At 72.4% G+C, this 25994-nt stretch carries 21 protein-coding genes; 8 read left to right on the forward strand and 13 right to left on the reverse strand.

The features are described from left to right. Positions 1-716 precede the first annotated feature (716 nt). The 4 genes from G443_RS16275 to G443_RS16290 all read left to right on the forward strand — a co-directional run bounded on the left by G443_RS16275 (position 717) and on the right by G443_RS16290 (position 4139). Entirely contained in the window at positions 717-1160 is a 444-nt protein-coding gene (locus tag G443_RS16275; protein WP_030106360.1) for an ASCH domain-containing protein, read from the forward strand. A gap of 270 nt (positions 1161-1430) precedes the next feature. Continuing rightward, positions 1431-2183: a 16S rRNA (guanine(527)-N(7))-methyltransferase RsmG gene (gene rsmG, locus G443_RS16280; protein ID WP_245588708.1), complete on the forward strand. Its 753-nt coding sequence runs from the start codon at positions 1431-1433 to the stop codon at positions 2181-2183. Between the two features lie 58 nt (positions 2184-2241). Beyond that, positions 2242-3141 carry a ParA family protein gene (locus G443_RS16285; protein ID WP_026417859.1) on the forward strand — a complete coding sequence of 300 codons (900 nt, stop codon included), beginning with the start codon at positions 2242-2244 and terminating at the stop codon, positions 3139-3141. After that, a complete protein-coding gene (locus G443_RS16290; protein ID WP_026417860.1) occupies positions 3138-4139 on the forward strand; it encodes a ParB/RepB/Spo0J family partition protein in 1002 nt (333 codons plus the stop codon). The genes G443_RS16285 and G443_RS16290 overlap by 4 nt, the downstream gene beginning before the upstream one ends. 486 nt (positions 4140-4625) lie before the next feature. On the opposite strand, the gene G443_RS16295 is transcribed toward G443_RS16290, so the two are convergent. Together G443_RS16295 and G443_RS16300 are read right to left on the reverse strand one after the other, a co-directional pair. Continuing rightward, entirely contained in the window at positions 4626-5585 is a 960-nt protein-coding gene (locus G443_RS16295; protein WP_026417861.1) for a D-alanine--D-alanine ligase family protein, read from the reverse strand. A 289-nt stretch (positions 5586-5874) separates the two neighbouring features. Further along, positions 5875-7218 (reverse strand): aminotransferase-like domain-containing protein, encoded by a 1344-nt coding sequence (locus G443_RS16300; RefSeq protein WP_035291481.1) that lies wholly within the window; start codon positions 7216-7218, stop codon positions 5875-5877. A gap of 364 nt (positions 7219-7582) precedes the next feature. On the opposite strand from G443_RS16300, the gene G443_RS16305 reads away from it, so the two are divergent. Continuing rightward, the gene (locus G443_RS16305; RefSeq protein WP_026417863.1) at positions 7583-8233 is read left to right on the forward strand and encodes a GNAT family N-acetyltransferase; all 651 of its coding nucleotides are present in this window, start codon (positions 7583-7585) and stop codon (positions 8231-8233) included. A 251-nt stretch (positions 8234-8484) separates the two neighbouring features. Here G443_RS16305 and G443_RS16310 read toward each other — a convergent pair whose 3' ends face one another. The 9 genes from G443_RS16310 to G443_RS16350 all read right to left on the reverse strand — a co-directional run bounded on the left by G443_RS16310 (position 8485) and on the right by G443_RS16350 (position 20135). Then, positions 8485-9669, reverse strand: coding sequence for an N-acetylmuramoyl-L-alanine amidase (locus G443_RS16310; RefSeq protein ID WP_026417864.1), 1185 nt, complete (start codon positions 9667-9669; stop codon positions 8485-8487). Between the two features lie 391 nt (positions 9670-10060). Then, the gene (gene trxA / locus G443_RS16315) at positions 10061-10390 is read right to left on the reverse strand and encodes a thioredoxin (RefSeq protein ID WP_016699014.1); all 330 of its coding nucleotides are present in this window, start codon (positions 10388-10390) and stop codon (positions 10061-10063) included. Between the two features lie 77 nt (positions 10391-10467). Then, entirely contained in the window at positions 10468-11454 is a 987-nt protein-coding gene (trxB, locus tag G443_RS16320; RefSeq protein ID WP_026417865.1) for a thioredoxin-disulfide reductase, read from the reverse strand. Positions 11455-11656: 202 nt separating this feature from the next. Beyond that, positions 11657-12562, reverse strand: a complete 906-nt coding sequence (locus tag G443_RS16325) for an RsmA family anti-sigma factor (protein WP_051313553.1) — start codon at positions 12560-12562, stop codon at positions 11657-11659. Next, the gene (gene sigM / locus G443_RS16330; RefSeq protein ID WP_026417866.1) at positions 12559-13176 is read right to left on the reverse strand and encodes an RNA polymerase sigma factor SigM; all 618 of its coding nucleotides are present in this window, start codon (positions 13174-13176) and stop codon (positions 12559-12561) included. The genes G443_RS16325 and sigM overlap by 4 nt, the downstream gene beginning before the upstream one ends. 172 nt (positions 13177-13348) lie before the next feature. Next, complete coding sequence (locus G443_RS16335; protein WP_051313555.1) at positions 13349-15007, reverse strand: protein kinase family protein; 1659 nt, start codon at positions 15005-15007, stop codon at positions 13349-13351. A gap of 184 nt (positions 15008-15191) precedes the next feature. Then, positions 15192-16982: a murein biosynthesis integral membrane protein MurJ gene (gene murJ / locus G443_RS16340; RefSeq protein ID WP_026417867.1), complete on the reverse strand. Its 1791-nt coding sequence runs from the start codon at positions 16980-16982 to the stop codon at positions 15192-15194. Positions 16983-17112: 130 nt separating this feature from the next. After that, on the reverse strand, positions 17113-19554 hold the full coding sequence (locus G443_RS16345) for a DUF6049 family protein (RefSeq protein ID WP_155886049.1): 2442 nt from the start codon (positions 19552-19554) through the stop codon (positions 17113-17115). Positions 19555-19589: 35 nt separating this feature from the next. Then, positions 19590-20135 (reverse strand): NUDIX hydrolase, encoded by a 546-nt coding sequence (locus G443_RS16350; protein ID WP_026417868.1) that lies wholly within the window; start codon positions 20133-20135, stop codon positions 19590-19592. On the opposite strand from G443_RS16350, the gene G443_RS16355 reads away from it, so the two are divergent. Both G443_RS16355 and G443_RS16360 read left to right on the forward strand, forming a co-directional pair. Continuing rightward, positions 20123-21754 (forward strand): CCA tRNA nucleotidyltransferase, encoded by a 1632-nt coding sequence (locus tag G443_RS16355; protein ID WP_245588710.1) that lies wholly within the window; start codon positions 20123-20125, stop codon positions 21752-21754. The two genes, G443_RS16350 and G443_RS16355, sit on opposite strands and share 13 nt — an antisense overlap. Before the next feature lie 1049 nt (positions 21755-22803). Further along, positions 22804-23076 carry a hypothetical protein gene (locus tag G443_RS16360; RefSeq protein ID WP_253860228.1) on the forward strand — a complete coding sequence of 91 codons (273 nt, stop codon included), beginning with the start codon at positions 22804-22806 and terminating at the stop codon, positions 23074-23076. On the opposite strand, the gene G443_RS16365 is transcribed toward G443_RS16360, so the two are convergent. Next, positions 23000-24670, reverse strand: a complete 1671-nt coding sequence (locus G443_RS16365) for an MFS transporter (RefSeq protein WP_253860229.1) — start codon at positions 24668-24670, stop codon at positions 23000-23002. The two genes, G443_RS16360 and G443_RS16365, sit on opposite strands and share 77 nt — an antisense overlap. A 131-nt stretch (positions 24671-24801) precedes the next feature. Between G443_RS16365 and G443_RS16370 the strand changes: the two genes are divergently transcribed. Next, entirely contained in the window at positions 24802-25374 is a 573-nt protein-coding gene (locus G443_RS16370; RefSeq protein ID WP_026417870.1) for a YqgE/AlgH family protein, read from the forward strand. A 77-nt stretch (positions 25375-25451) separates the two neighbouring features. On the opposite strand, the gene G443_RS16375 is transcribed toward G443_RS16370, so the two are convergent. Next, positions 25452-25967: an SdpI family protein gene (locus G443_RS16375; protein ID WP_245588711.1), complete on the reverse strand. Its 516-nt coding sequence runs from the start codon at positions 25965-25967 to the stop codon at positions 25452-25454. Between the last annotated feature and the right edge of the window lie 27 nt (positions 25968-25994).

The raw sequence follows: 25994 nt of genomic DNA on the forward strand, positions 1-25994 counted from the left end.
TGCCCCTGGGGCAGCGGGCGGGCGCGGGGGGAGGAACTCCGGCGAGGAGCGCCCGTCGTCCCGCCCCCGGCCGGCACGCCGTCCGAGTGGAGTGGTCCGGCGAGTGACGCGGCAGGTCGAGGTCGAGGTTGCGGGGTCCGGGCGCTGTCGCCGCGCGACGCCGGATCGGGACAGGTCCAGGCGGGGCGGGGCGGGCGGACGGAACGGTGGAAGCGGGTGGGCGCCCGGCCGCGTCGCCGAGTGGGCGGTGGGTTCGGGTCGTGCGGGAGGTCGGCTCTCGGCACGGGCAGCGGATGCGGTGCCGGCCGGCTTCCAGGGGCCGAGTGGACTGGGGAGGCCGTCATCGTCGGCTGTGCTTCCTCCCGGCGGGGGCTGAGCCCGTCGTCCTGGCCTCGCCCTCGCCGTGGTGCCCCGGGACCGGCGGTGCTCCGGGCGCCCGCCGATCGGTGGATCGGACCCGCCGGGGCGATCGACCGGACGGACCCGGGAGAACGCGGGACGGGCGGCCGCTGTCGACGGTGGCGAGTGTGGTTCCGGGCGTGGAGGAGGGAGGCATCCGGAGGGGATGGCCGGGAGCGCGGTCCTCGTCGCGCACCGTTCCCCGCAGCCGGGAGCGTGCCCACCGGTGCTCGTCCCGTCCTTCCTTCGAGGTGTGGGTCAGGTATGTGACCCGTTGGTCGTTCCCGGGAGATCGAGTTGCCGGTAGCGTGCTGACCATGCCGCCTTCGGGTCTTCCGATCGCCGAGTTCGCCTTTCCCGGACCGCTGCGCGATCGGCTGGTCGTCGCGGTGCTCTCGGGCACCAAGACGGCCACGTCCGCGCTGCTCGTGGAGTACGGGAGCGAGGGTGTGCCGCTTCCCGAGGTGGGTGCCCGGTCCGTCGTGGTCGACTCGGCCGAACGCCCCGTCGCGGTCATCGAGACCACCGACGTCCGGGTGTCCCGATTGGACGAGGTCGATCTCGCCCACGCCCGCGCCGAGGGCGAGGGTTATGACTCGGTGGTGGCCTGGCGTGCCGGGCACGAGGAGTTCTGGTGCGGAGCGGACTTCCGCGCCGCCATCGGGGACCCGAGCTTCACGCCCTCCGACGGGACGCCCGTCGTCCTCGAGTGCTTCCGGGTCGTTGAGGTGTCCTCCGTCGCGGTCGAGACGTCACGGTGACGAAACCGGGGACGACGGTTGGCCCGGGAGGTGCGAGGTGTGCCGCCGAACGGTGGTGCGGACGAGGTCGGGAGACGTCGATGGGAGGTGGCGGGGCGGGCGTTCCCACCGCCACTCGTGGTTCCCGGTGGCGCGGTGGTGGCGAGGCCACCTCCGATGAGGACGTCCTGATCGGTACCCGGCCGGGGCCATGTTTCACGTGAAACATGGCGGACGGCGCCGTAGATTGAGCAAGCAGTCGATGTTTCACGTGAAACCGGAAAGTGTGTGATGACAGAACGGCAGCCACCCCCGGCGGGCGAACTCGGACGTGGCGCGGATGACGTGGTGTTGCCCCCCGCTTCGGAGGAGGAGCCGCCCGCCGCCGCTGACCTCTTTGGCGACCACCTCCCCCGCGCCCGCCGGTTGGTCGACCTCCTCGTCGAACACGGAGAACGACGTGGCCTGGTCGGCCCGAGGGAGTTGGGACGGCTCTGGAGCCGGCACGTGCTGAACTCGGCCGCCGTCCAGGAGCTCGTGCCCGTGGGGAGTCGCCTGATCGACGTCGGTTCCGGTGCTGGGCTCCCCGGCCTCCCACTCGCGATCGCTCGCCCCGACATCAGGATGACGCTGCTCGAGCCGATGGCTCGACGGGTGGCCTGGCTGGAGGAGGCGGTGGAGGTCCTGGGGTTGGACGTGGCGGTGGTGCGAGGACGAGCGGAGGAACGCCAGGTGCGCTCCGAGCTCGGAGGAGCCGATGTGGTCACCGCCCGTGCGGTCGCTCCGCTCGCCAAACTCGGCACCTGGTGCCTGCCGCTGTTGCGCCCCGGTGGGCAGCTGCTCGCTCTCAAGGGCGCGTCGGCGGAGGAGGAGGTCGAACGCGACGCCGCCGCACTGTCCAGGGCTGGGGGCTCCCGGGCCCACGTGGTGCGGTGCGGAGCGGAGTCGCTGGCGGAACCGACGACCGTCGTGGTCGTGGAACGCGGGCAGGCCGCGCCTCCGTCGCGGCGTGCTCCGGCACGCGGCCGCCGGACCGGCAGGTGACGCGCGCGGATCGGGAACAAGCGATGTTTCACGTGAAACCGTGGAGGTGGGCAGGTCTGTGAGTTACGAGAAAGGGCAGTTGGACGTGGAGTGGACGCCGATCGAGCAGGAGGCCGCGCGGGCCACGAAGGTGCTGCACCCCACCGAGACGCTGCCGGTTCCGGCGCAGCGTCGGGTCGTCGCGGTGGCCAACCAGAAGGGCGGGGTGGGCAAGACCACCAGTACCGTGAACATCGCCGCGGCGCTCGCGCTGCGGGGTCTGAAGGTCCTGGTGATCGATCTCGACCCCCAGGGGAACGCGAGCACCGCGTTGGGGGTGGACCACCACTCGAACACCCCCTCGGTCTACGAGGTGCTGCTCGGTGAGATCAGCATCGCCGACGCCGCCGCCGTCAGCACCCAGTCGGACAACCTGGTGTGCATCCCCGCGACCATCGACCTGGCCGGCTCCGAGATCGAACTGGTGTCGATGGCGGCCAGGGAGACGCGGCTCAAGGAGGCGTTGTCCACCGAGGCGCTCGACCACCTCCAGGCCGACTACGTCTTCATCGACTGCCCACCGTCGCTGGGGCTGCTCACGGTGAACGCGCTCGTCGCGGCGCAGGAGGTGCTGATCCCGATCCAGTGCGAGTACTACGCGCTGGAAGGGCTTGGGCAGCTCCTGAACAACATCGAGCTGGTGAAGGCACACCTGAACCCGTCGCTTCGCGTCTCCACGATCCTGCTCACGATGTACGACGGTCGCACCAAGCTCGCCGATCAGGTGACGAGCGAGGTCCGTGGCCACTTCGGTGACCTGGTGTTGCGTACCGTCATCCCGCGAAGCGTGAAGGTGTCGGAGGCACCTGGCTACGGGCAGACGGTGCTGGCCTACGACCCGGGTTCACGGGGAGCGATGAGTTACCTGGACGCCGCGCGGGAGATGGCGGTCCGGGGTGCGAACGGGGAGACAGGATGAAGGACCGGAAGGGCGGGCTCGGACGGGGCCTCGCCGCGTTGATCCCGAGTGGCCCGGCGGTGGTGGAGCAGACCGCGTCGGTCGCGGCGCCGGCCGCGCCCCGAGCCGGGGCGGTCGGAACGGTGCCCGCCGCACCACCCCGGTGGTCCGCCGGCGAGGATCCGGGCGGGGCGGAGCCCGAGGTGGCCGGGGCGATCTACCGTGAGGTCCCCATCGGCGACATCCGGCCGAACCCGAAGCAGCCGAGGCAGGTCTTCGACGAGGAGGCGTTGTCCGAGCTGGAGCACTCGATCCGCGAGTTCGGGCTGATGCAGCCCATCGTGTTGCGTGAGCTGGGCCGCGGCGAGTACGAGCTCGTGATGGGTGAGCGTCGCTGGCGGGCCTCGCAGCGCGCCGGGCTGGAGACCATCCCGGCGATCGTGCGGCGGACGGCGGATGACGCCATGCTGCGGGACGCGCTGCTGGAGAACATCCACCGGGTGCAGCTCAACCCGCTGGAGGAGGCGGCCGCGTACCAGCAGCTGCTGGAGGAGTTCGGCGTCACGCACGAGGAGCTGGCCTCCCGGCTCGGGCGCAGTCGGCCGGTGATCACCAACACGATCCGGCTGCTCCGGCTGCCGCTTCCGGTGCAGCGCCGGGTGGCGGCGAACGTGCTGTCCGCCGGGCACGCGCGGGCGCTCCTCTCGCTGGAGGACCCGGGAGGTCAGGAGGAGCTCGCGAGTCGGATCGTCGCCGAGGGGTTGTCCGTTCGGGCGACGGAGGAGGCGGCGACGCTCGCGCGTCGTGCCACTCCCCCGAAGCCGAAGCCAGCCGCTCCACGCCCCGAACCCTCGCTCGGCCTGGAGGCCGTGGCGGACCGGTTGGCCGACGTGTTCGACACCCGCGTGAAGGTGGACATGGGACGTCGCAAGGGGCGCATCGTCGTGGAGTTCGGCTCGGTGGACGATCTGGAGCGCATCGTGCGGATGATCACGGCAAACGGGACGAATGGGACCTGATCGACCTGCGAGGGGAACCATGCCACCGTGTTCCGTCACGGTGACGAAAAGGCGGAGGTCGGTGAACGGCCTCCGCCGTCCTCGTCCCACCGGTGTGCCGCCTCCCGAGGAGAGGACCGGCGACCCAGCCCGGTGGCTCGGGGGCTCGAAGGATCTCGGCCAGCCGATGCCCGGTCTCGGTGCGGCCGGACGGGAACGAACACGGCCGCCACTCCCCCAGCCGAGTGGCGGCCTCCGCTTCCGTCCCGACTCACCCGAACGGCCGTGGGTGGTGCCCGGCCGTTCGCCCGGAGGCACGCCGGTCAGGCCCCGAAGCCGGGGACGACGATCGCGGGCGAACCACGACGGCGGGGCGGCGGGGCACGGCCACCGAGGACACGGCGGCCAGGAGGCCGGGCCGGCTGGCGGAGGGCGCCGTCTCGCGACCAGGATGAGGTCAGCGTCGTTCCGGCCTCGACGGCTCCTGCGGTCGGTCGGGCTCGGGGTTCAGAGCACGCGGCCGCCTCTGGCCACGGCGCGCTCCACGAGGCCGGCGAACACCTCACCGAGCGAGCGGCCCGCCGCGTCGGCCGACATCGGGAGCAGGGAGGTCTCGGTCAGTCCTGGTGAGACGTTGACCTCGAGGAAGTGCACGTCCCCGTCCGCCGTCACCACCGCGTCGGTCCGCGAGACGTCCCGGAGCCCGAGCAGCTGGTGGGCGGCCACCGCCAGGTCCGCCACCTTCCGCGCCTGACCTGGCTCGAGTCGGGCCGGGGTGTGGAACTCGGTCAGCCCCGCCGTGTACCGGGACGCGTAGTCGTAGAAACCGCTCGCCGGTTCGATCTCCACGGCGGGCAGCGCGGTTGGTCCCTCCGGGCCCTCGATGACGCTGACGGCGACCTCGACGCCCTCGACGTAGCGTTCGATCAGCACACTGTCGGAGTACGACAGCACCCCGACCATGGCCGCGGGCAGTTCCTCGGCCTCGGTGACCAGCCTGGCCCCGAGCGCGGATCCGCCCTGGTCGGGCTTCAGCACCAGCGGGAGGCCGAAGCGGGTGACGACCGCGTCCAGCACCGCCCGCGCACCCAACGTGCGGAAGGTGCTGTGGGGCAACGACACCCAGTCCGGGGTGGAGTGCCCCGCCCGGAGCATCTCCGTCTTGGCCGTGGGCTTGTCCCAGGCGCGGCGGCACCAGCGGGAGTCGGTGCCCACGAAGGGCACGCCGGCCAGTTCCAGCACGGACTGGAAGGCCCCGTTCTCACCCTCCCCACCGTGGAGGGCCAACACCACCGCGTCGGGGCGGTGCCGGCGGAGACGACCGAGGAGTTCGCCGTCGGCGTCCCACTCCTCCACGGTCAACCCCACCGTCCGCAGCGCGGCGGACAGCCGACGTCCGGAACGCAGCGAGACGTCCCGCTCGTGGGACAGGCCTCCGGACAGCACGGCGACCCAGCGATCTGACACGCCAGCAACTCCTCGTCTCAGGCGGAACGTCGACTGACCGCACACCTTAGTTCGACGCCTCCGGTGTCCCCGCGCGGGCGGTACCGGCCGGGGACACGCCCGGTGCCCTCCTGGTCGTGTCCGGGGGAGGGGCGGGTACGGGTGCTGGGCCGGTACCCGCGTCAGGCGCCTGAGCGGCGCGTGCCGAGCACGGCCCGGGCCAGGTTCGGCCAGCCACCCCGTCGGCCGCCTCCGGGGACCCGCCGCCGAACGGTCCCTGAGCCCGGCCTCGGGGGCGGGTGACCGTCCGTCAGGCGGTGTCCGGGGAGGGCGCCTGGGGCCCTCCGAGCGCGGGCGGGCGGACGGTCCCGAAGGTGTTCAGCAGTTCGAGTTCGTCCTGGAGCACGCCGCCGAGCCGTCGCACCCCTTCCCGGATCCGGTCCGGGGTGGGGTAGCAGAAGGACAACCGCATCTGGCGGCTGCCGAAGCCGTTGGCGTGGAAGGCGGTGCCCGAGACGTAGGCCACCCGCTTGGTGATCGCCCTGGGCAGCATCGCCTTGGTGTCCACCCCCTCCGGGGCGGTCAGCCACACGTAGAAGCCGCCGTCCGGCCGGGTCCACTGGCAGCCGGCGGGCATGTGCTGCTCCAGGGCGCCCAGCATCGCGTCCCGCCGTTCGCGGTACACCTCCCGGTAGGACTTGATCTGGCCCTTCCAGTCGTGCGTGGAGAGGTAGCGGGACACCAGGAGCTGGTTGAAGGTGGGCGGGCAGAGCGTGGCCGACTCGGAGGCGAGCACCAGCTTCTCGCGGACGGCGTGGGGGGCGAGCGCCCAGCCGACGCGCAGGCCGGAGGCGAAGATCTTGGAGAACGATCCGAGGTAGATGACGTTGTCGGGGTCGTCGGCGCGCAGCGCCGGGTAGATCTGGTTGTCGAAGCCCAACAGGCCGTAGGGGTTGTCCTCGATGACGAGCACACCGTGGCGGGCGCAGATCTCCAACACCTCGGCGCGTCGTCGCACCGCGAGGGTCACGCCGGCCGGGTTGTGGAAGTTGGGGATCGTGTACAGGAACTTGACCCGCTTGCCAGCCCGCTCCGCCGCCTCCAACGCCTGGCGCAGGTCATCCGGGACCAGCCCCTCGTCGTCCATCGAGACGTGGACCACCTCGGCCTGGTAGGCGGCGAAGCTGCCCAACGCTCCGACGTAGGAGGGGGCCTCCGCGATGATCACGTCACCGGGGTCGCAGAAGATCCGGGCGACGGTGTCCAACGCCATCTGGGAGCCGACCGTCACGACCACGTCGTCGGGGTGCGCCGAGATGCCCTCCAGCGCCATCACCTCGACGATCTGTTCCCGGAGCTCCGGAACGCCGTGGGCGGAACCGTACTGGAGGGCGGTCTGCCCCTCGGTCGCGACCAGCCGCGCCACCTCGGCCGCCAGCGACTCCAACGGGAGCGCCGCCAGGTTCGGCATCCCGCCGGCCAACGACACCACCTCGGGCCGGCTCGCGACGGAGAACAGCGCGCGGATCTCGGATGCGGTCATGCCGGCGGTCCGCTCCGCGTAGCGGTCCAGGTGCGGGTCGAGGCTGCGCTGCCCGCGCGGCCCCTGCGGCTGGCCCCCGCGTAGCACGGGTGGCAGTTCCGGGCTCTCCATGCCGCCTCCGATGGTCGGCCTCAGTGCTGAGGTTCGGGTTGTCACCCGAGCTGCGCGCCCCACCGGTCGGCTCGGCCGGGCGCGGGGGACCCGCATGAGGGGTCCCCTCCTGATTAGCGGTACGGCAGCGGTGTCCGTTACCTGGCCCGAGTGTAACGACCCGCCGCCGAACGGCAGTGCGATCACGCCGCCGACAGGCCCAGGGGCCGCCGGCGGCCGGGCACCGGCGGCCACCTATCCTCGGTGGAGGGCCAGCGCACCTCCGTGGTCCGGTCGACCGCCCGGTGGGTCACCGCCGGCCGCCGGTCGAGGTGCCGCCGCGGGAGCGCCGCGGCAGGCGGGGCGTGTCGTGCGGGGAGGTCACATGTCTCGAAGTGTGGTTGGTATCACGCTGGACAATCTGCACGAGCTCCCGGCGAAGTGCCGGCGGTGCGTGTTCTGGGAACTGGCGCCGCACCTGCGTGAGGAGGCGGAGGAACTCGGCCAGACCGAGTTCGAGAAGGAGGCCTGGGTCTCCAGCGTGTTGTTGGAGTGGGGCTCCTGCGGGCGCATCGCGCACGTCGAGGGCGTCCCGGCCGGCTTCGTCCTCTACGCCCCGCCCTCGGCGGTGCCCAGGACGGCCATGTTCCCCAGCGGCCCGGTCAGCCCGGATGCGGTACTGCTCACCACGGTGAAGGTGCTCCCCGAGTTCGCGGGCAACGGTGTCGGGCGCATGTTGGCCCAGGCCGTGGTCCGGGACCTCACGCGACGTGGCGTGAAGGCCGTGGAGGCCTTCGGCAACGGCCTGCCCGACAACCAGGCCGGCTGCGTCGTGCCGGCCGACTTCCTGCGTTCGGTCGGCTTCAAGACGGTCCGCCCACATCCCCGCTGGCCGAGGTTGCGGCTGGAGCTGAGGTCCGCGTTCTCCTGGCAGGCCGACGTCGAGGCCGCCCTGGAACGGCTGCTGGACTCCGTCACGGTCACCACGGCGGGCGTGGGCCCCGCCGGCGTCGAGGCAGCCCCCACCGGCCGCTGAGCGGCGGAGGGGCGACCACGTCCGCGCCGGTCGGACCCTGACGTCGACGACCTGGTCCCGTGGACGGCTCGCTGCTCCGCCCTGGCGGCGACGCGAACGGGGAACGTCCTCGTGCCGCGTGTGGGTCCGGCCCCGACGCCCGGGCACGGTCGCCCAGGCCCGAGGAACGGGCAAACGGGGAGGACCGGCCCGGCGGGATCGCGCGGACCGGTCCTCGTCGTCCCTCCCGCCACCGCGGCGGCGGGACACGTTCAGTCGATCTTGGCGAGTTCGTGGCGGAGCAGGTCGTCGAAGGTGAAGGTGCCCGTGGGCTGGTCGTTCTTGCCCAACAGGTAGTGGCGCTTCACCGCGACCAGGATGCGTTCGGCGACGATGTCGCGGAAGTTGGGGTCGAGGAGCCGCGCCCTGTCCTCGGGGTTGGTGAGGTAGCCCACCTCGACGCGAACGGCGGGCATCCGGGTCAGGCGGAGGACCTCCCAGGTCTTCCGGTGCGCCCCGCAGTCGACCATCCCCGTCTTCGCGGACACCTCCCGCTGGATGTAGCCGGCCAGGGCCTCCCCGACCGTGGAGGTGGTGCCGTTACCGGTCCCGGTGCCGAAGTGGAAGGAGGCGATGCCCTGGGCGCGGGGTGAGGAGTTCGCGTCGACGTGCAGCGAGAGGAAGAGTTCGGCCCCGGCGTCGTTGGCGAAGGCCGCGCGGTCGGACTCCTGCGGGCAGGAGTCGGGGCCCCGGGTGAGCAGTGCCTCCATGCCGGTGGCGACCATGCGCCCCTCGAGCCGGCGGGCCAGATCCCACACCAGGTCCGCCTCGGAGGCGCCGTCGACGCAGATGCCCCGGTCCGGCCCGCCGTGACCGGGGTCGAGGACGATGCGCTTCCCCCGCAGCAGCGGACCGGCGGTGCGCACCCGCTCCTGCTCCCGGAGGAAGACGGGCCGGCCACCCCGGACCTTGGGGGTGAGCTGCCGGAGAGCGCGCAGGGTCTCCGGGCCGCACACGCCGTCGGCGACCAGGCCGTAGTCCCGCTGGAAGCCGCGCAGGGCCTGCTCGGTCTGCCCGCCGAAGATCCCGTTCGCCCTTCCGGCGTCGTAGCCGAGTTCCAACAGCCGCTCCTGGAGCGCCACCACGTCGTCGCCGGTCGTGGGCTGCGTCACCAGGTAGGCCAGCGGCCGGTCCCCCAGCCGCCAGCGGGCGTCCCGGAGCGCGCGGTAGGTCGCCGGTCCGACGATGCCGTCGGTGATCAGCCCTCGTTGCTGCTGGAACACTCGGACGGCATGTTCCACGACCGCGTCGTAGACGTGCTCCTCCCGCCGCCCGTCGGCGTGCTGGCCGCTGCCGGCAGGGGCGCCATCGCCCTCGGGTAGTAGCCCCTGGGCTGCGAGATTGGCCTTGATCTCGGCGACGGCCGGACCGAAGTCACCGCGGTGGAGCAGTTGCATGTACTCCTCGCTCGACTAGAGGCGCCGAAGTCGTTCGGCGCGGAGGCGGACAACTTATTGTGCCCTGTCGGCCACGGGTCGACATATCGGGCCGTCACCCTTCCGGGTGCCCCTGCTCGCGGTGTTGATCTTCCGGGGCGGTGCTGTGCGGTGCTGCTGTTCGACCGGGGAGGGGTTGGCCCGACGTGGGCTGTTGTGCTGGCGTGCCGGATCGCGATCCGGTGGCGTCACGTCGGGGACGGACCCGGAGTCGACCGGGGTCGCGTGCCGAAGCGCGTTCACGTCCGCGCGGGGCGGGCCCTGGTCGGACGCGTGTCGCAGGCTACCCGAACACGGAGGGGGATCGGCGCCAGGCACCGACCCCCCTTCTCGAACGCGTTGGACGAGACGGTCAGGACAGGTAGTCCGACAGCTCCTTGACCAGGGCGGCCTTCGGCTTGGCCCCGATGATCTCCTTGACCTTCTCGCCGTTCTTGAACAGCATCAGGGTCGGCAGGGACATGACCTTGTAGTCGCGGCCCGTCTGGGGGTTCGAGTCGAAGTCGATCTTCGCGATCGTGATCTTCTCCGAGTACTCCGCCGCGATCTCCTCCAGCACCGGGGCGACCATCTTGCACGGCCCGCACCAGGAGGCCCAGAAGTCGACGAGAACGGGCTTCTCGCTGGTCAGGACCGTGTCGGCGAACGTCTTGTCGGTGACCTCGATGGTGTTGCCGGCCATAGTCGTCTCTCCTTGTCGCTACGTGTCCACCGGTGGAGTCCGTCCCCACCGGCCTCGAAGTTCCTGGGGCCGGTGGGTCAGCTGACGGGGACCGCGTCCTCACCGGGGCCGTACCCGCCTCCGACGTGCTCGGCGGTGGGCTCGTAGGCCGCCAACCAGCGTTCCGCGTCGATCGCGGCGGAACACCCCGACCCGGCGGCGGTGATGGCCTGCCGGTAGGTGTTGTCGACGAGGTCACCGGCGGCGAAGACGCCGTCGAGCCCGGTGCGGGTGCTCGGGTGCTCCACCCCCACGTAGCCCTCGTCGTCCAGGTCGACCTGTCCCCGGACCAGCTCGCTGCGCGGGTCGTGACCGATCGCCACGAACATCGCGGTCACGTCGAGCGTCGAGTCCTCGCCCGTCCTGGTGTCGGTGACGCGGAGCCCGCTGACCGTGTCCTCCCCCAGCACCTCGCTCACCACGGCGTTGGTCAGGAACCGGATCTTCTCGTTCTCCTCGGCGCGGCGGAGCATGATGCGCGAGGCGCGGAACTCCTCGCGGCGGTGGATGATCGTGACGCTGCGGGCGAACCGGGTGAGGAAGGTCGCCTCCTCCATGGCCGAGTCCCCGCCGCCGACGACGGCGATGTCCTGGTCGCGGAAGAAGAACCCGTCGCACGTGGCGCAGGAGGACACGCCACGTCCCAACAGCCGCTCCTCGCCAGGGACGTCCAGGTAGCGGGGTGCCGCGCCCATCGCCAGGATCACCGCGCGTGACCGGTAGGTGGTCCCGTTGACCTCGACCGTCTTCACCGGCCCCGAGAGGTCGATGGCCTCCACGTCCTCGGCGCGCAGCTCCGCCCCGAAACGGGTGGCCTGTTGGCGCATCTCCTCCATCAGGTCCGGGCCCATGATCCCCTCGCGGAAGCCCGGGTAGTTCTCCACCTCGGTGGTCGTCATGAGGGCACCACCGAACTGGGTGCCTTCGAAGACCAGTGGGTTCAGTTGGGCGCGGGCGGCGTACACGGCCGCGGTGTACCCGGCGGGGCCGGAACCGACGATGATGAGGTTGCGGACTTCGGACAAGTTGACGCCTCCACCGACTCGCTTGCGGGATCACGCTGTGCTGTCGGCCGACCTGGCATCGCCATACCGACATCGAGCTGTAACGCGATCCTAGGCGTGGGTGTTCCCGCCGCGGTTCGGCGTGTGGCGAGGGTGACGGCCGCACTGGGGCCGGTGCGGGCGCCCCAGCCCGCACCGTGCCGCGCTCCCGGTGGTGGCGGACTCAGTTGATCTCGGTCTGGGTGAGCAGACCGGGCGAGTCGGGACCACAGTCGAAGGAGACGATGGCGACCCGGAAACTACCGAAGTCACCACCGCTCATCACGACCATCAACGCGGGCTCGTCCTGGTAGTTCACCGAGAGCGATCCCAGGACGGCGGTGTCGGGCACCCCGCTGGCCCGGAGGCAGGCCGTGAGCGCGGCCTCGTCGCCGAAGGGGCCGTAGTCCTCGGCGTTCATCGCGGCCCCGTAGTTGGCCTGGACGTCGTCGGGACCGGTCAGCGCGAGAGGACCCGCTCCGGGTGAGGCGCCGGTCTCCGTCGGGAGCGGGGTCGTGGTGGTGGCCGGTGGCTGGGCCATCGGGGTGCCGTCCTCCAGGGAGCGGCCGGGGAGTCCGAACGCGACGACCGCGGCGACCGCCGCGGCGGCGAGGACCCCCGACCCCCAACCGAGCATCCTGTTCCGCCGGCGGCGGGCCGCCGAGAGGTCGGCGACCGGTGCCGGCGGGCGTGCGTGGTCCTCGGGGGTGTGGGGCGGAGCGGGGGTGGTCGGCAGCTGGGTGACCGGGCGCGGGGGTGGCGCGGACGCGCGGGTCATGGCGGCGGCCTCGTCGGCCAGGGCGCGTTCGAGCCGGGCGGCGACCTCGGGGGGCATCGTGGTGGTGGGGGCGGACAGTTCCGAGCCGAAGGCCGCCAGGTCGGCGTGCACCGCGTCCAGCGCGTCCAGCACGGCCTTCGCGTCGGGGTCGTCCCCTATCCTGGCGGTGAGTTCCCTGGCCGTCTCCGCGTCCAGCACGTCACCGTGCAGGTCCGCCAGCACGTCGAGGGACAGGCTTGGGTCGGCCGGGGCGTCGGGTCGGGACCTGCTCGCCGGGTCGAGCCCATGCCCTTCCCACTCATTGCGGGTCATCGTCCCTCCCGGTCACGACGTTGGCGGTCACCAACAGCGTCAGATGGGACGTTCGCAACTGCACCGTGGTTCCTGAGGTGCCCCAGAAGTTTCGCCAGCCGGGCCCGGCCCCTGGCGCAACGGCTCTTCACCGTTCCCTCGGCGACCCCGAGCAGTCTGGCGGTGTCCGCCACCGAGTACCCCTCCACGTCCACCAGCACGATCGCGGCGCGTTGCTCCTCCGGCAGGGCGGCGAGCGCGTCCCGCACCGCCAGGCGGGTGTCCTGCTCCGCGATGGCGTCGCGAGGGCTCGCGGGCTCCCCCGGTCCGGCGTCGGGGAGCGGGACGGTGGGACGACTTTGTTTTCGTCTGATCCGGTCCAGGCACGCGTTCACCACGATCCGATGTAACCAGGTTGTCACCCGGGACTCGGCGCGGAAGGACGACGCCGCCCGAAAGGCGGAGATCAGGGCGTCCTGGAGTGCGTCCGCGGCTTCCTCTGGGTCGCGCATCGTCCGCAGCGCGACCGCCCAGAGCCGGTCCCGGTGGCGACGGACCAACTCGCTGAAGGCGTGAGGATCCCCATGAGCGTGAGCCGCGATGAGGTCGGCATCCGAACTGGCTGGGGCTGTCACACGCCGAGAATAGCGGTACCACGTGTCGGAAACCGAGACCACAGTCTGTTTCCCGCCGCCGTCTGAACGAAACCTGAACCCGCTGTTCGAGTGAATTTCAACCATCTGACGCATGCGACGGGTGATATCCACAGCGGACATCCGTCAGATGGCGCACCCGACCGGTCGGCGGTCACTGCGGCAGCAGCCCCTCCACGGCGACCTCGCGGATCGTCGTCTGGTGACGTCCGTTGTCCAGGGGCACGATGCCGGTGACCCAGAGCAGGACGTGCTGGGTGGGTTGGCTGGCCTCGTCGAACGCGACCTCGGTCGCACCGTCGGTCAGGTCGGCGACCCCGATCAGCTCGCCGTCCTCCGGGCTCCCGGGACTGGCGGAGGGTAGCGCGCGCACCTCGACCCGCCCGCCGGCCGACGGGGAGTCGATGGTCACGGAGGTGAGCTGCGTGACCTGGTCTAGGGACAGGATCAGGCCCACGCCCGGCTTGAGCGCGTTGTCGGCGTCGAATGGCGCGTTGTACTCGGCGGTCCGCCACTCCGTGGCCGGGTCGCCGTCGAGGACGTGCGCGGCCCGGTCCGGCGAGTCCAGCTGCTGGCCGGCGGGCTGCCACTCGGTGGCACCGGTCACCTCGACAGGCCCGGACCCGAGCTCCGGTTCGGACTCGGTCTCCTGCTGTCCCGCGCTGTTCGAGCTCGGCGCCCCCACGTCGAACTGGGGGCGGGCCCCCGAACCGCCGTCACCGCTGAAGAAGGAGACGAGCTGGAAGCCGATCCAGGCGACCACGATCAGCGTCGCCGCGGCCAGCACCGCCACGCCGATCCGCAGTTTCCGCTTGCTGGCCTTGTCCTTCGGGATGTCCTGGGTGCGCCACAGGGAGTCGGTGTTCCCGCGCGCCGGGGTCTCCCGCATCAGGTTCTGGGTGGGACTGCCCGCGTCGGCCGCCCGCTCCAGCACGGGCAGCAGCGCGGCGGCGGTGCGGATGTTGCCGGTGTTGATGACGCTCTCCGGGCCGGCGAGCGCCTTGACCGCCACGTTGGACAGCTCGTGCGGCACCGTCGGGCGCAGCGCTCGCGGCGGCAGCACCGAACCGTCGGCGGCCAGCGGCGCCGCCGGCAGCGTCTCCTGGCCCTGCCGCAACGGCCAGCGGCCGGTCAGCAGGAAGTAGAGGACCGCGCCGAGCCCCCGGACGTCCTCGGTCGTCGTCGCCTCGGCCCGGGACCCGGGGAAGGCGAAGCGCAGTTCGCCCTGCGCGGTGACCCGGATCCGCTCCGGGTGGTCCACTCCGAGCACCAGTCCGACGTGGTGGGCGGTCTCCACCGCCGCCGCCAGGGTCTGGAGCAGGCGGGCGGCGTTGTCCGCCGGCAGCGGGCCATCCCGGAGCAGCTCACCGAGCCTGCTCCCGTGCGTCCACTCGGCGACCACCACCCCGAGGACGTGTTCCGGGTGGTCGACGCCGTGGCTGCTGCTCAGGACGTCCAGCACCCTGGCGACCCCGACGCAGTGGAAGCTCGCCGCGTGCATGCAGCGCTCCAGGACCCGACGCGCCTTGGTGACCATCTGCCCGTCGGTCCGGTACCCGACCAGGACGGTCAGCGCCACGTCCCGTCCGAGCGCGGTGTCCTTGGCCCGCCAGAGCTGGGCCTGGCAGGACGCGTCGTACCCGACCTGCTCGATCAGCCGGTACCGGTTGTCGGCGAGCAGGGTGCCCGGGCTCAGCTCGGCGAGGTCCGACCAGTCCGGTGGCGGCGGAGCGGACGCGGGCACGGTGAGGTCGGCACCGTTGCCCGTGTGGTTCCGGTGCGCTGCCGTGTACTGCGTAGGCTTGCCGCTCACGGTGTCTTCTCCTGATCCACCCGCTCCCCGGAAAGCGAAGGCCCCCAACCACCGCCGCGGAGTCTCCGAGCTGAGGGTACGGGAAGTTGGCTGTCATCGACTGGCCGATAAGGAGGCCCACACTGGGGGCCGTCAGTAGGACGGGGCGGCACGGTCGCGCGGTTGCCTCCGGTCACCGAACGCTTCACCGCCTCACGAGTCTGCGCAGTTTGCCTGCGACGGGGTCAAGTTCACGCGTCTTCAGCAGCAACATCACCCCGAAGGTGACGATCACCCCGACGATTCCGGCGAAGATCAGCTGGATCCAGGCCTGAATCGCTGAGTCGGGTGTCATTCCTCCGGAGCCGGTGATCACGACGACCAGCGCCGCCGCGCCCGCGCCGGCCACCGAGCCGACGAGGGTCTTCCCGATCGTCACCGCCAGCGCCCGGCTGCCGAGCCGGCCGATGCGGTGCCGAAGCCAGATCTCCCCGGCGATCCACCCGACGACGAAGGTCAGCGAGTTCACGAAGGTGATGCCGAAGACCACGTTCTCCGGTTCGAGCACCAGCGGGCACAGGTAGATGAGTGGCACCTTGGCCAGCGTCATCACGCCCATCAGCAGGGTGGGCGTCCGCGAGTCCTTCATCGCGTAGAACGCCCTGAGCTGGAGCATGGTGACGGCGTAGGGGAGGACGCCGAAGGCCGACACGGCCAACGCGATCCCCAGCCGGTTGCCGCCCTCCACGCCGCTGGCACCGTAGGAGAACAGCACCACGCCGATCTGCGCGCCGAGCACCGTCATCAACGCGCTCAGCGGCAGCAGGGCCGTCGTGCACAGCCGGCTGCCCAGGGAGAGGTCGTCCTTGAGCTTCTCGTAGTCGTGGCTGGCCGCGGCGGAGCTCATGCGGGGCAGGATCGCGGTCATGATCGAGAAACCGATCACCCCGTACGGGAGCTGGAGCAGCAGCCAGGCGTTGCTGTAGATCGCGAGGCCGCCGTAGGCGGTGGCGACCCGGCTGAGCGCGATGAGCCCGACCTGGGAGACGGCGACGTAGCCGAGCACCCACGCGGCGAGCCCGCCGAACTCCGCGAGACGGGAGTCGAAACCCCACCGCCAGCGCAGCGACACCTTGGCGCGCCGGAGGGCGGGCAGCAGCACGGCGGCCTGCACGACCACACCAGCGGTGACCCCGAGACCGAGGACCAGCAGGTGCGTGTCCGTCATGCGCACCGGGTTGACCGTCAGCTCACCGGGCAGCAGCGCGTAGGCGCCGAGGGTGCCCAGGATGACGACGTTGTTCAGGACCGGGGCCCAGGCCGGCGGGCCGAAGACCTGCTTGGCCTGCAGGATCGCCATGAACAGCGCGGACATGCCGTAGAAGAGGATCTGCGGCAGCAACAGGTAGGCGAAGGCGGTGGCCAGCGCGGGGTTGGCCTCGGTGTCCCCGTCGCTGACGTACATCGCGGTCAGCAGCGGTGCTGCCACCACCGACAGGATCATGCCGACGCCGAGGATCACCGTCGCCAGCGTGAGGAGCCGTTCGGTGAACGCCTGCCCACCGTCGGCGTCCTCCTTCTGCGCGCGGACGAGCACCGGGACGACGACGCTGGCGAGGACACCGCCGAGCAGGAGTTCGGTGATGATGTTCGGCAGGTTGTTGGCGGCCGTGAAGGAGTCGTTGATCGCGCCCCAACCCACGATCCAGACGAGGACGGCCTTCCAGAGGAAGCCCGTGATCCGGCTGATCAGCGTCGCGATCGCCATCGAGCCGGCCGCCCTGAGCAGGGACTTCTTCCGCCCCCCACCCGCACCGGACTCGGCGGTCGCCGCGGCGGTGGCCGTGGCCATGACCGTCGTCTCCGCGTCCGGGTTCGACTCGGCCTCGGGTGAGGAACCCACCGTGGCGAACTGGACCGTCTCCGCCTCCGAGGGGTCGGTTCCGGCCCGGATCGGCCGACCGATCCGGATGGTTTCCTCGTTGGGGTTGCTCACCTGGCCTCCTCACCCCGCTGCGATATCTGACCGCACCCCGCACGTGTTACCAGCTGCCAGCAGCCGAGGCTGCCATCAGCGCGGACGGCGTGGAGAGGGCCGCGCCGGCGGCGCGGCTCTTCGGACTGTGTCACCTGTCACTTTCCGTCGCTGTCGTGCCGGGTCCGCCGGCCGGTGGCCGACCCGTCGTGGAGGGCCCGCTCCGGTCGTCGTCCGGACCGGGTGGGTCGTCCTGGTCCGGCGCACCGGGGCGGGGTCCTGCACGGTCCCCGGCGTCGGGGGTTGGCGAGGGGCGCTCCCCGCCAGCCTCCCCCGGCGGTGGCGTGCCGCCCGCACCCCGGAACCTGCGGACGAGCCGACGTGCGGACAACAGCACCAGTGCCGCTCCGGCCACCACGGTGATGATCACCGTAATCGTCCCGTACGCGGTCGAACTGACCAACAACCGCACCGGCGGTCCGAGTTCCGTCCCCCCCGGCGTGGTCAGGACGGCCGACACCGTGAACTGCCCCGACCTGCTGACCTCGGCGGGGATCAGGCGCTGCCGGGTGCTGTTGGCCGGGACGTCGAACTCCTGGGCGTGGGGGATGTCCAGCCCCGGCGAGTCGCGCAGCAGGACCTGGACCCGGACGCCCACCGGGAGGCGGTTGCTGACGGCCAGGGGGAGCGGTGAGTCGGAGGCCGCGAGGGACAGCGGAGTGGCGGGGCGGTTGACCTGCACCCGGGCCAGGAGTCGGTCCAGGCTGAGGTTGGCCGCCGACAGGCGGTGGTTGGCGGCCGTGGGGTTGCCCCGCCAACTGCTCGACGTCGCGCCGAGGTAGGCCAGCCGAACCGGGTCGGTCAGGTCCTCCGGCTGGACCCGGCTGTTCGGGTCGACGGAGTTGTCGGGCGTGAGCGCGGACCCGAAGTCGGTGACCCGCTGGGTCCCTCGCCGGACGGACCCTCCGACCTGGGCCGGGATCTCGCGGGAACCCACGTCGGCGGGGTAGGTCAGCGCGGTGGCCCGTTCGGGGAGGGGGGAGTCGGTCTGGTCGACCAGCCATCCCGGGGTGGCCAGGTTCAGCTGGAAGAGGCGTTCGAGCCCCCCGAGGAACGCGGCGTGGTCGGCGGGGCGCTGTTCCCAGAGTCGGGGCGGCGCTACCACCAGGCGGGACGCCTCGGTGACGTTGGCGTCCGCCGTGGTCCGGAACAGCAGCACGCCGAGCGAGTCGGTGACCGCGTCCCGGGCCGGCGTCGCGGGTTCGAGCGCGGCGGCCGCCGCCCCGCCGCCGCCCAGCTGGGGGCCAGGTGTGGCGGCGGTGTCGCGCAACGCGCGGCTGACCAGCGGGTCGATCGGGAGCGCCGTGGGTTCGACGGTCGCCCCGGACACGCGGGTGGGCAGCAGACCCGGGGTGGCCTCCTCCATGCCGGAGGGGGACAGCAGCAGGGTGCTGGTGCCGGACTCGGCCAGCGCGGACAACGTCGCGTCGTCCAGGACGCCCTCGGCGGGCCACACCACCGACGACAGCGGTTTCGAACCGCCCAACACCCGTTCCACGATCTCGGCGCCCCGGGTGAACGCCAGGTCGCGGAGGTCGTCCATGCCTGACCTCGTCAGGGCCACCAGGTCGGCGTCCGCGTAGGGCAGCGCGATCACACAGCGTCCGCTGACCACGTCCCGCAGCTTGTTCAGCCAGACATCGGCGGTGCTGCCACCGGCGCCCTCGACGGGTCCCTCCCCGCTGGAGGACCGCACCAGGTACCCGGCTGACATCGCCTCGACGGCCTCCAGCAGCGCCGGGTCGATCGCGAAGCAGAGCGACCTGCTCAGGTTGGAGCCGGGAGCGACACCGTCCTCGATCGCCTGGAGGAGCCCGAACAGCCGCCCCCCCGGTCCGACCGACCTGGCGAGTTCGTCGTCTGCGAGGATCGCCCGCCCCCGGGTGTCCCGGCCGACCATCTTGGGAGTGGAGACCAGCGGCCACAGCACGGTGGTCGACGGGGAGACCGAGGAGGAGGCGGTGGCGCCGCCAGGCGCGCCCACCACGGGCAGCAGCATGGACGTCGCCGCCAGCCGGGCGTCGCCGCCGTAGTCGGGCTGGCCGTTCGCGTTGACCAGCAGCGGGTAGCTACCGGGCTGGCTGATCCCGAGTGTGCCGTCACCCCCGGCCAGCGGTGCCCGCACGCTGAAGTCGGCGCTGTCGCCGGGGGCCAGGGACTCGACCACCGGGACGAACGGGGAGGCCGCGGTGTCCGTCGGCGCGGTTCCGTCGAGGGCCGCTCTGGCGGCGTCCGCGCTGGTGACCGGCTCACCGCGTTGGAGCCGCACCACGACGTTGGAGAGGTTGCGGTCGGAGACGTTGTGGATCCGGCCCGTGACGACGAGCTCCGGGGGCCCGTCGGGAGTCACCACCCGAGGGGTCGTCTCCGAGACGGACAGCTCGGCCAGGGCTGCCGCCGGGGTCGTCTGGCGGGGATGGCCCCCGGTGGCCGCCGGCCGGTTCTCCACCGCCCCCGCCGCACCGGCGGCACCGACGGCGATCAGACCGACCAACCCGAGGGCCGCCACACATCGCAGTAGGGACGCGCGCACGTCCGCCCGGTGGGCCCTCCGGCCCCGTTCTCGTTTCACGCCAGCTCCGTGCCTGCCTGCTCGTTGGGGTCCGGGGAACGGCTCGTCGAGGGGGACCTCGTGAGGACCTCCTCCGTCCGCCGCACCAGCCGACGCTCGTCCGCGTAGGCCAGCCGCCCGTCGAGGTCCTCGAGCGGCACCCAGGCCACCTCCGTGACCTCGACGTCAGCGTCGGACAGCTCGCCACCCACCGCGCGGAGCAGGTAGTGGTGCACCGTCTTGTGCACGCGCCTGTCCCCCGCGATGAACCAGTAGTCGATGGTGCCGAGCGGGGCCACCACCACGCCCTCGATCCCGGTCTCCTCCCGGACCTCGCGTTCGGCTGCCTGCTCGGCTGTCTCTCCATCTTCCAGGTGACCCTTGGGGAGCGACCAGAGCAGTCTGCCCCGGCGGTCGAGCCGCCCAATGATCGCAGCGTGCGTCCCGGCCGCGTCGAGCACCAGTCCTCCGGCCGATGTCTCCCGCACGGTCCGCAGCCGGCGGCGCCGGCGGCTCCTGCCGGTCGGCTTCCGGGAGCCGGAACGACCGGATGACGAGGGCATACCCGGATGGTAGTGCGGAAACGGGGGTACCGGCCGGTCGTGCTGGGCCCTCGGCGGTCCGCGTGGCCCCGGCTGGTGGTGCGGCGGAGACCGTCGTCGTCGACCGGAGGGGGCAGATACCCTGGCTTGCCGTGTCTCCGGAACAGAAGCCGATTGCCAGCAGGTCCGCCGCGGAGCTGCGGACCCAGCGCAACGCCGTGGTCGAACTGCTCAGGGTGGCGCCGGTCGCCGACGAGGTGGCCAGGAGGTTCGAGGACGCCGGCCACGAGCTCTACCTCGTCGGGGGAAGCGTCCGCGACGCACTGCTCGGTCGGCTCGGGACGGATCTCGACTTCACCACGGACGCGAGGCCGGAGCAGGTCGTGGAGCTGCTCACCGGCTGGGCCGACGCGATCTGGGACACCGGCATCGAGTTCGGCACCGTCGGCGCGACCAGGCGGGGCAGCACCCTGGAGATCACGACCTTCCGGGCCGACAGCTACGACAGGGTCACCCGGAACCCGGAGGTGGTCTTCGGCGACCACATCGACGACGACCTGCTGCGGCGGGACTTCACGGTCAACGCGATGGCCGTCCGCCTGCCGGAGCGCAGGTTCGTCGACCCGCACGACGGGATGACCGCGTTGCTCGAGCGGCGGCTCGACACCCCCGCCACCCCGGAGGAGTCGTTCGCCGACGACCCGCTGCGGATGCTGCGGGCCGCGCGGTTCGTGGCCCAGCTCGGCTTCCGCCCGGCGCAGCGCGTGGTCGCGGCCATGCGGGAGATGGCGGACCAGCTCGACCGCATCACCGCCGAACGGGTGCAGGCCGAGCTGTCGAAGCTGCTGCGCGGTCCACATGCCCGGCAGGGGGTGGAGCTCATGGTTGACACCGGCCTGGCCGACCGGGTGCTCCCCGAGGTGCCGGCGATGCGCCTGGAAATCGACGAACACCATCAGCACAAGGACGTCTACCAGCACTCGCTGGTTGTGTTGGACCAGGCGATCGAGCTGGAGGCCAACGACCCGGACCAGGACGGGCCCGACCTGGTGCTGCGGATGGCGGCGCTGCTCCACGACATCGGGAAGCCGGCGACCAGGAAGTTCGAGGCCGGCGGTGGCGTCAGCTTCCACCACCACGAGGTGGTGGGCGCCAAGATGACGCGACGCCGACTGCGTGAGCTGCGCTACTCCAAGGAGTTCGTCACCCAGGTCTCGCAGCTCGTCTACCTGCACCTGCGTTTCCACGGCTACGGCACCGGCCAGTGGACCGACTCCGCCGTCCGCCGTTACGTGACCGACGCCGGGGACCTGCTGCCCCGGCTGCACAAGCTGGTCCGCGCGGACTGCACGACGCGGAACCGGCGCAAGGCCGCCGCGCTCCAACGGTCCTACGACGAACTGGAGGAGCGGATCGTCCGGATAGCCGCGGAGGAGGACCTCCAGCGGGTTCGCCCGGACCTGGACGGGAACGAGATCATGCGGCTGCTCGGGCTACCGCCAGGCCCCCTGGTCGGGCGGGCGTGGAGCCACCTCAAGGAACTCCGACTGGAGCGGGGCCCGCTGAGCAGGGACGAGGCCGAGGCGGAACTGCGGGAGTGGGCGCGTTCCGAGGGCCTCGAGCCGCCGCCGGCCCCCTGAGCCCACCCCGGGACCCGGTGCCCCTCGGCGGCCCCAGCGGGTCGTACCGCACCCTCACCCGGGTGGTCCTCCCCTCCGTTCGGGCGCCCTCCCCGCGCGACCACCCGGCGGGGGCCGGCGCGGGCCGCAGCCCCGGCACATGATGGGACCACGGAACCCGAGTGTGGCAGGGGACGTCGAAGTGCCCGAGCGGTGACCGAAGGGACCGGGGGTGCTGGAATGTCGGACCGGCAGCGGACGGCGGTACCTGAGGCGTCGATCCAGTACTCGTTCGGAACCGGGCAGGGCGCGCCGACGGTGTGGACCAGTCCGGCGTCGGTGGACGTGACCGGGGCGGGAGTCGCGGACGCGGTGCCGCTCGACTTCACCGGCGACGGCCGCCGGGTCGACCTGCTGTGGGACTCGGACGGGGACGGGATCGCCGACACGGTCCTGCTCGACCTCGACGGCGATGGGGTCGTGGACGCCGCGTTCACCGACCCGACCGGGTTGGGGACCTGGAACGCCCGCGCGGAACTCCCGCCCTGGGGAGAGGGCTCCGTGGTGCCGCACCCCGACCGGGTGCCCGACCAGCGGTCCGGTGAACAGGAGCCCGGGTTCCCCCCGGCGGTTCCGACCCTCCCCGGTGAGGACCCGGCCGGAGACGAGGCGACCGGTGGAGCGGAGGACCGGGTCGGCGGGGCCGAGCCGGGGGAACCGACGCCCCGCCAGGGGAGGGCACCGAGCGGGTACCGGCGCCTCCCGCCGACGAGACCCGCGAGACCGAGGAGACCGGCGAGACCGGCGAGACCGGCGAGACCGGCGAGACCGGCGAGACCGGCGAGACCGAGGAGCGTCCGCCACGCGAGGAGGGGCCCGGTGTCGAGGAGGCCCCGGTTCCCGACTCCGAGTGGGCCGACGACGTCCGGGACGGTGCCGGCGACGTCGGGGAGGGCACCAGGCCCGACGATCCGTGGCTGGACGACATCTTCGGCGCCGTCGCGCCGGACGGTGGCGGGGCGGGCACCCCACTGCGGTGGGTTGACTCGGCGGGGCGGGAACAGGTGGCCGTGGCCCGGGTCGACGTCGACCAGGACGGGGTGCCCGACGCGGCCTGGGTGGACTACGACGGGGACGGCCGGGCGAACGAGGCCGTGGTGGACGTGGACGGCGACGGCCGGGCTGACGAGGTGTACGTCGACAGCGACGGGGACGGCGTCCTGGACACCGTGTACCTGGACACCGACGGGGACGGCGTGATGGACGTCAGGCTGGTGGACACCGACGGGGACGGGGAGATGGACCGGGTGATCGGACGCGGCGAGGAGGGGTTCGACCTCTGAGACCGGCGGCCTGACGTGGGCACGGGGCCGCGTAGGGCGCGCGCACGGGCGCTGGTGCGGGGCGGGGGCTCGGGTCAGCTCGTGGGGCGCGGGGCGGAGGACTCCGGCCCCGGTCGCCGTCCCGTTCGTCGGGCGCGGGGTCGCCCGCCTCGACCGCTCCGCCGGCCGAACCGCCCCCTCCCGGGCCGTCCTCCGGTGCCCGACGACTGGCCATCCCGTGTCCCACCAGCCCCAGCAGGTACAGCCCCGCGGCGGCGAAGAGCAGGGCGGGCGAGCGCCCGTCCAGCGGGGCGACCGTGGCGGCCGCGGCGATCGCGGCCACGTACATGACGTTGAACAGGGTGTCATACAACGCGAAGACCCGACCCCGGTGCTCGTCGACGATGTCCCGCTGGACGGCCGCGTCGGCGCACAGCTTGACGACCTGGCCAGCGAGCCCCACCAGGAACGACGCGAGCAGCAGGGTCGGGAGCGTCGTCACGATGCCCAGCAGCAGCATGGTCGCCGCTCCACCGAGCAGGGCGCCGCGCACGGCTCCTCGCGCACCGTGCCTCGCGACGAGCCGGGGGGTGAGCAGCGCCCCCACGACGATCCCGGCGGCGGCGGCCCCCACGACCTGGCCGACGCCCAGCAGTCCCGCCCGGAACGGCCCGAGGTCGGTGAAACCGTGCCGCATGAGCAACAGCCCGGTGAGGGTTACCACGCCGAACGCGGCCCGATGGCTGATCAACGCCAGGAACCCCGCCGTGACGGAGGGCACCGACAACGCGGTCCGCCCTCCGTCGCGCAGGCCGCCCGCCACCGCGGCGAGCGTCGCCAACAGGCCTGGCCTGGCGGCGGCCCCGGCGGGGGGCGGGTCGACGCGGCCGTCGGCGGCGGAGGTCCCGGTCGGTTCGTGGCCGGGGCCCAGAGCCCCGCGGCTGAAACCGACCAGCACGAGGGCCGCGACCAGCGAGCCGGCGGCGGCGATCACGGTGACCAGCGCGGACCCGGCGTCGCCCGCGCCCAGCACCTCCCGAAGGACGATGGCGGAACCGGCGCCGATGGCGGTGACGGCCGCGCCGAGCGTGGTCGCCGCCGCGTTCGCCGGGACCAGTTCCCCCGGCGCCACCACGTGCGGCAGGGACGCCGACAGGCCCGCCCCGACGAACCGGCTGACCCCCATCACGAGGAGGGCACCCGCGTACAGCGGCGCCCCGGCGACGCCCGCCGCGACCGCGGCCGATGTCAGCACGATCAGTGCCCCGCGCACCAGGTTGGCCGTCAGCAACACCCGTCGGCGGTCCCACCGGTCCAGCAGCGCTCCGGCGAACGGGCCGACCACCGAGTAGGGCAGGAGCAGGACCGCGAGGCCCGCCGCCACCACGGCCGGGTCGGCCTCCCGCTCCGGGTTGAACAGGACGGCGCTCCCGAGACCGGCCTGGAAGATCCCGTCGCCCCACTGCGCGGTGAAGCGGCTGATCAACAGCCTGCGGAACCCGGCCCGGGTGCGGACCAACATCATGAGCAGCCGGGTGCCGCCGGGCGGCCGGGGCTCGACACCACCGGTGGTGCTCGGTGGGGTGGGGTCGCTCTGGTCGGCACCGGCGTTCACGGTTGCCGAGCCTAGTCACGACCTCGGTCCCGCGTGGGTCGCGACGCCCGACACCGACGAGTGGGTCCGCCGGGGAAGCGGGCGGGTGGTACCGGCTGTTCGGGACGACGGCCAGGTGAAATTATGGTGGAGTGCGACCTGACGTCGAGGTTGAACCCGGCACGCTGCTGGTGGCTTCGCCCGGTCTCTCCGACCCGAACTTCCGCCGAACCGTGGTCTACGTCATCGAACACCGCGGCGAGGGAACGCTGGGCGTCGTGCTGAACCGTCCGAGCGAGACCGCGCTTCGGGACGTGCTGCCGAGTTGGGGGCCGTACGCCACCCGGCCGAGAGCGGTCTTCCTCGGGGGGCCGGTGGAGCAGAAGGTGGCGCTGTGCCTGGCGGCGCTGCGAACCGGCGTCCGGGTGTCCGAGGTCCCCGGCACGATCTCGGTGCGCAGCCCGGTGACACTGGTCGACCTCGACCACGACCCTGACACGTTCGCGGGAGTGATCCGGGGGCTCCGCGTCTTCGCCGGGTACGCCGGCTGGGAGAGCGACCAGCTGGCCGGTGAGATCGAGCGCGGTGACTGGATCGTGGTCCCCGCGCTCCCGGACGACATCCTGGCCCCACCCAACGACGACCTGTGGGGACGGGTGCTCCGGCGGCAACCGATGCCGCTGGCGCTGTTGGCCACCCACCCCTCGGACCCCCGCCGCAACTGAACGGGCCGCGCACCCGACGTCCTGGCTCGGACTGGGGAAGCACCGCGTCGGCGGGGGACGGTCGGCGGCGTCCAGCCTCAGCCCGCGGCGCCCGGGGTGGCCCTGCCACCGAGCGCGCTGGCCACGCCGCACGCGCTGTCGCCGCAGCACTGACCGGAACAGCCCAGTCGCCGACCCTGCGGCTTGGGCGCGGGAACCCGGGACGCCGCCTGGTGGCCGAGCAGGCAGCCGGCGGCGGTCAACGCCAGCCCGCCCAGCCCGCCGACCACGCCGAGGGTGACCACGGTCGCGGTGCCGGTGGCGAAGGGCACCAGGGCGCCGAGCACGGTCAACACCGCTCCGGCGACCAGCAGGGGGAGACCGGCGGCCTTGTTGCCGACCCGGAAGGCCTCGTCGCTGCGCATCGTCGCGGGTGTCTGCACACCCGCCCACGAGTTCTTCGGCAGGGCTTCCCGGAGGCCGCGCAGACCCACGAAGCCGACGGCGACGCCGGCGGCCACCATGACCAGCATCAGGAGGATGCGAGGAACGGTGATCCCCCCCGCCTCCGCCTGTGCGGCGAGAACCTGTCCTGACTCCAGCACGGTCGTCACCTGGTTGAGGGTAAGCGGCGCAGGTCA

The sequence above is a fragment of the Actinoalloteichus caeruleus DSM 43889 genome, from assembly GCF_000429185.2.
In the GTDB taxonomy this organism is placed as follows: Bacteria; Actinomycetota; Actinomycetes; order Mycobacteriales; family Pseudonocardiaceae; genus Actinoalloteichus_B; species Actinoalloteichus_B caeruleus.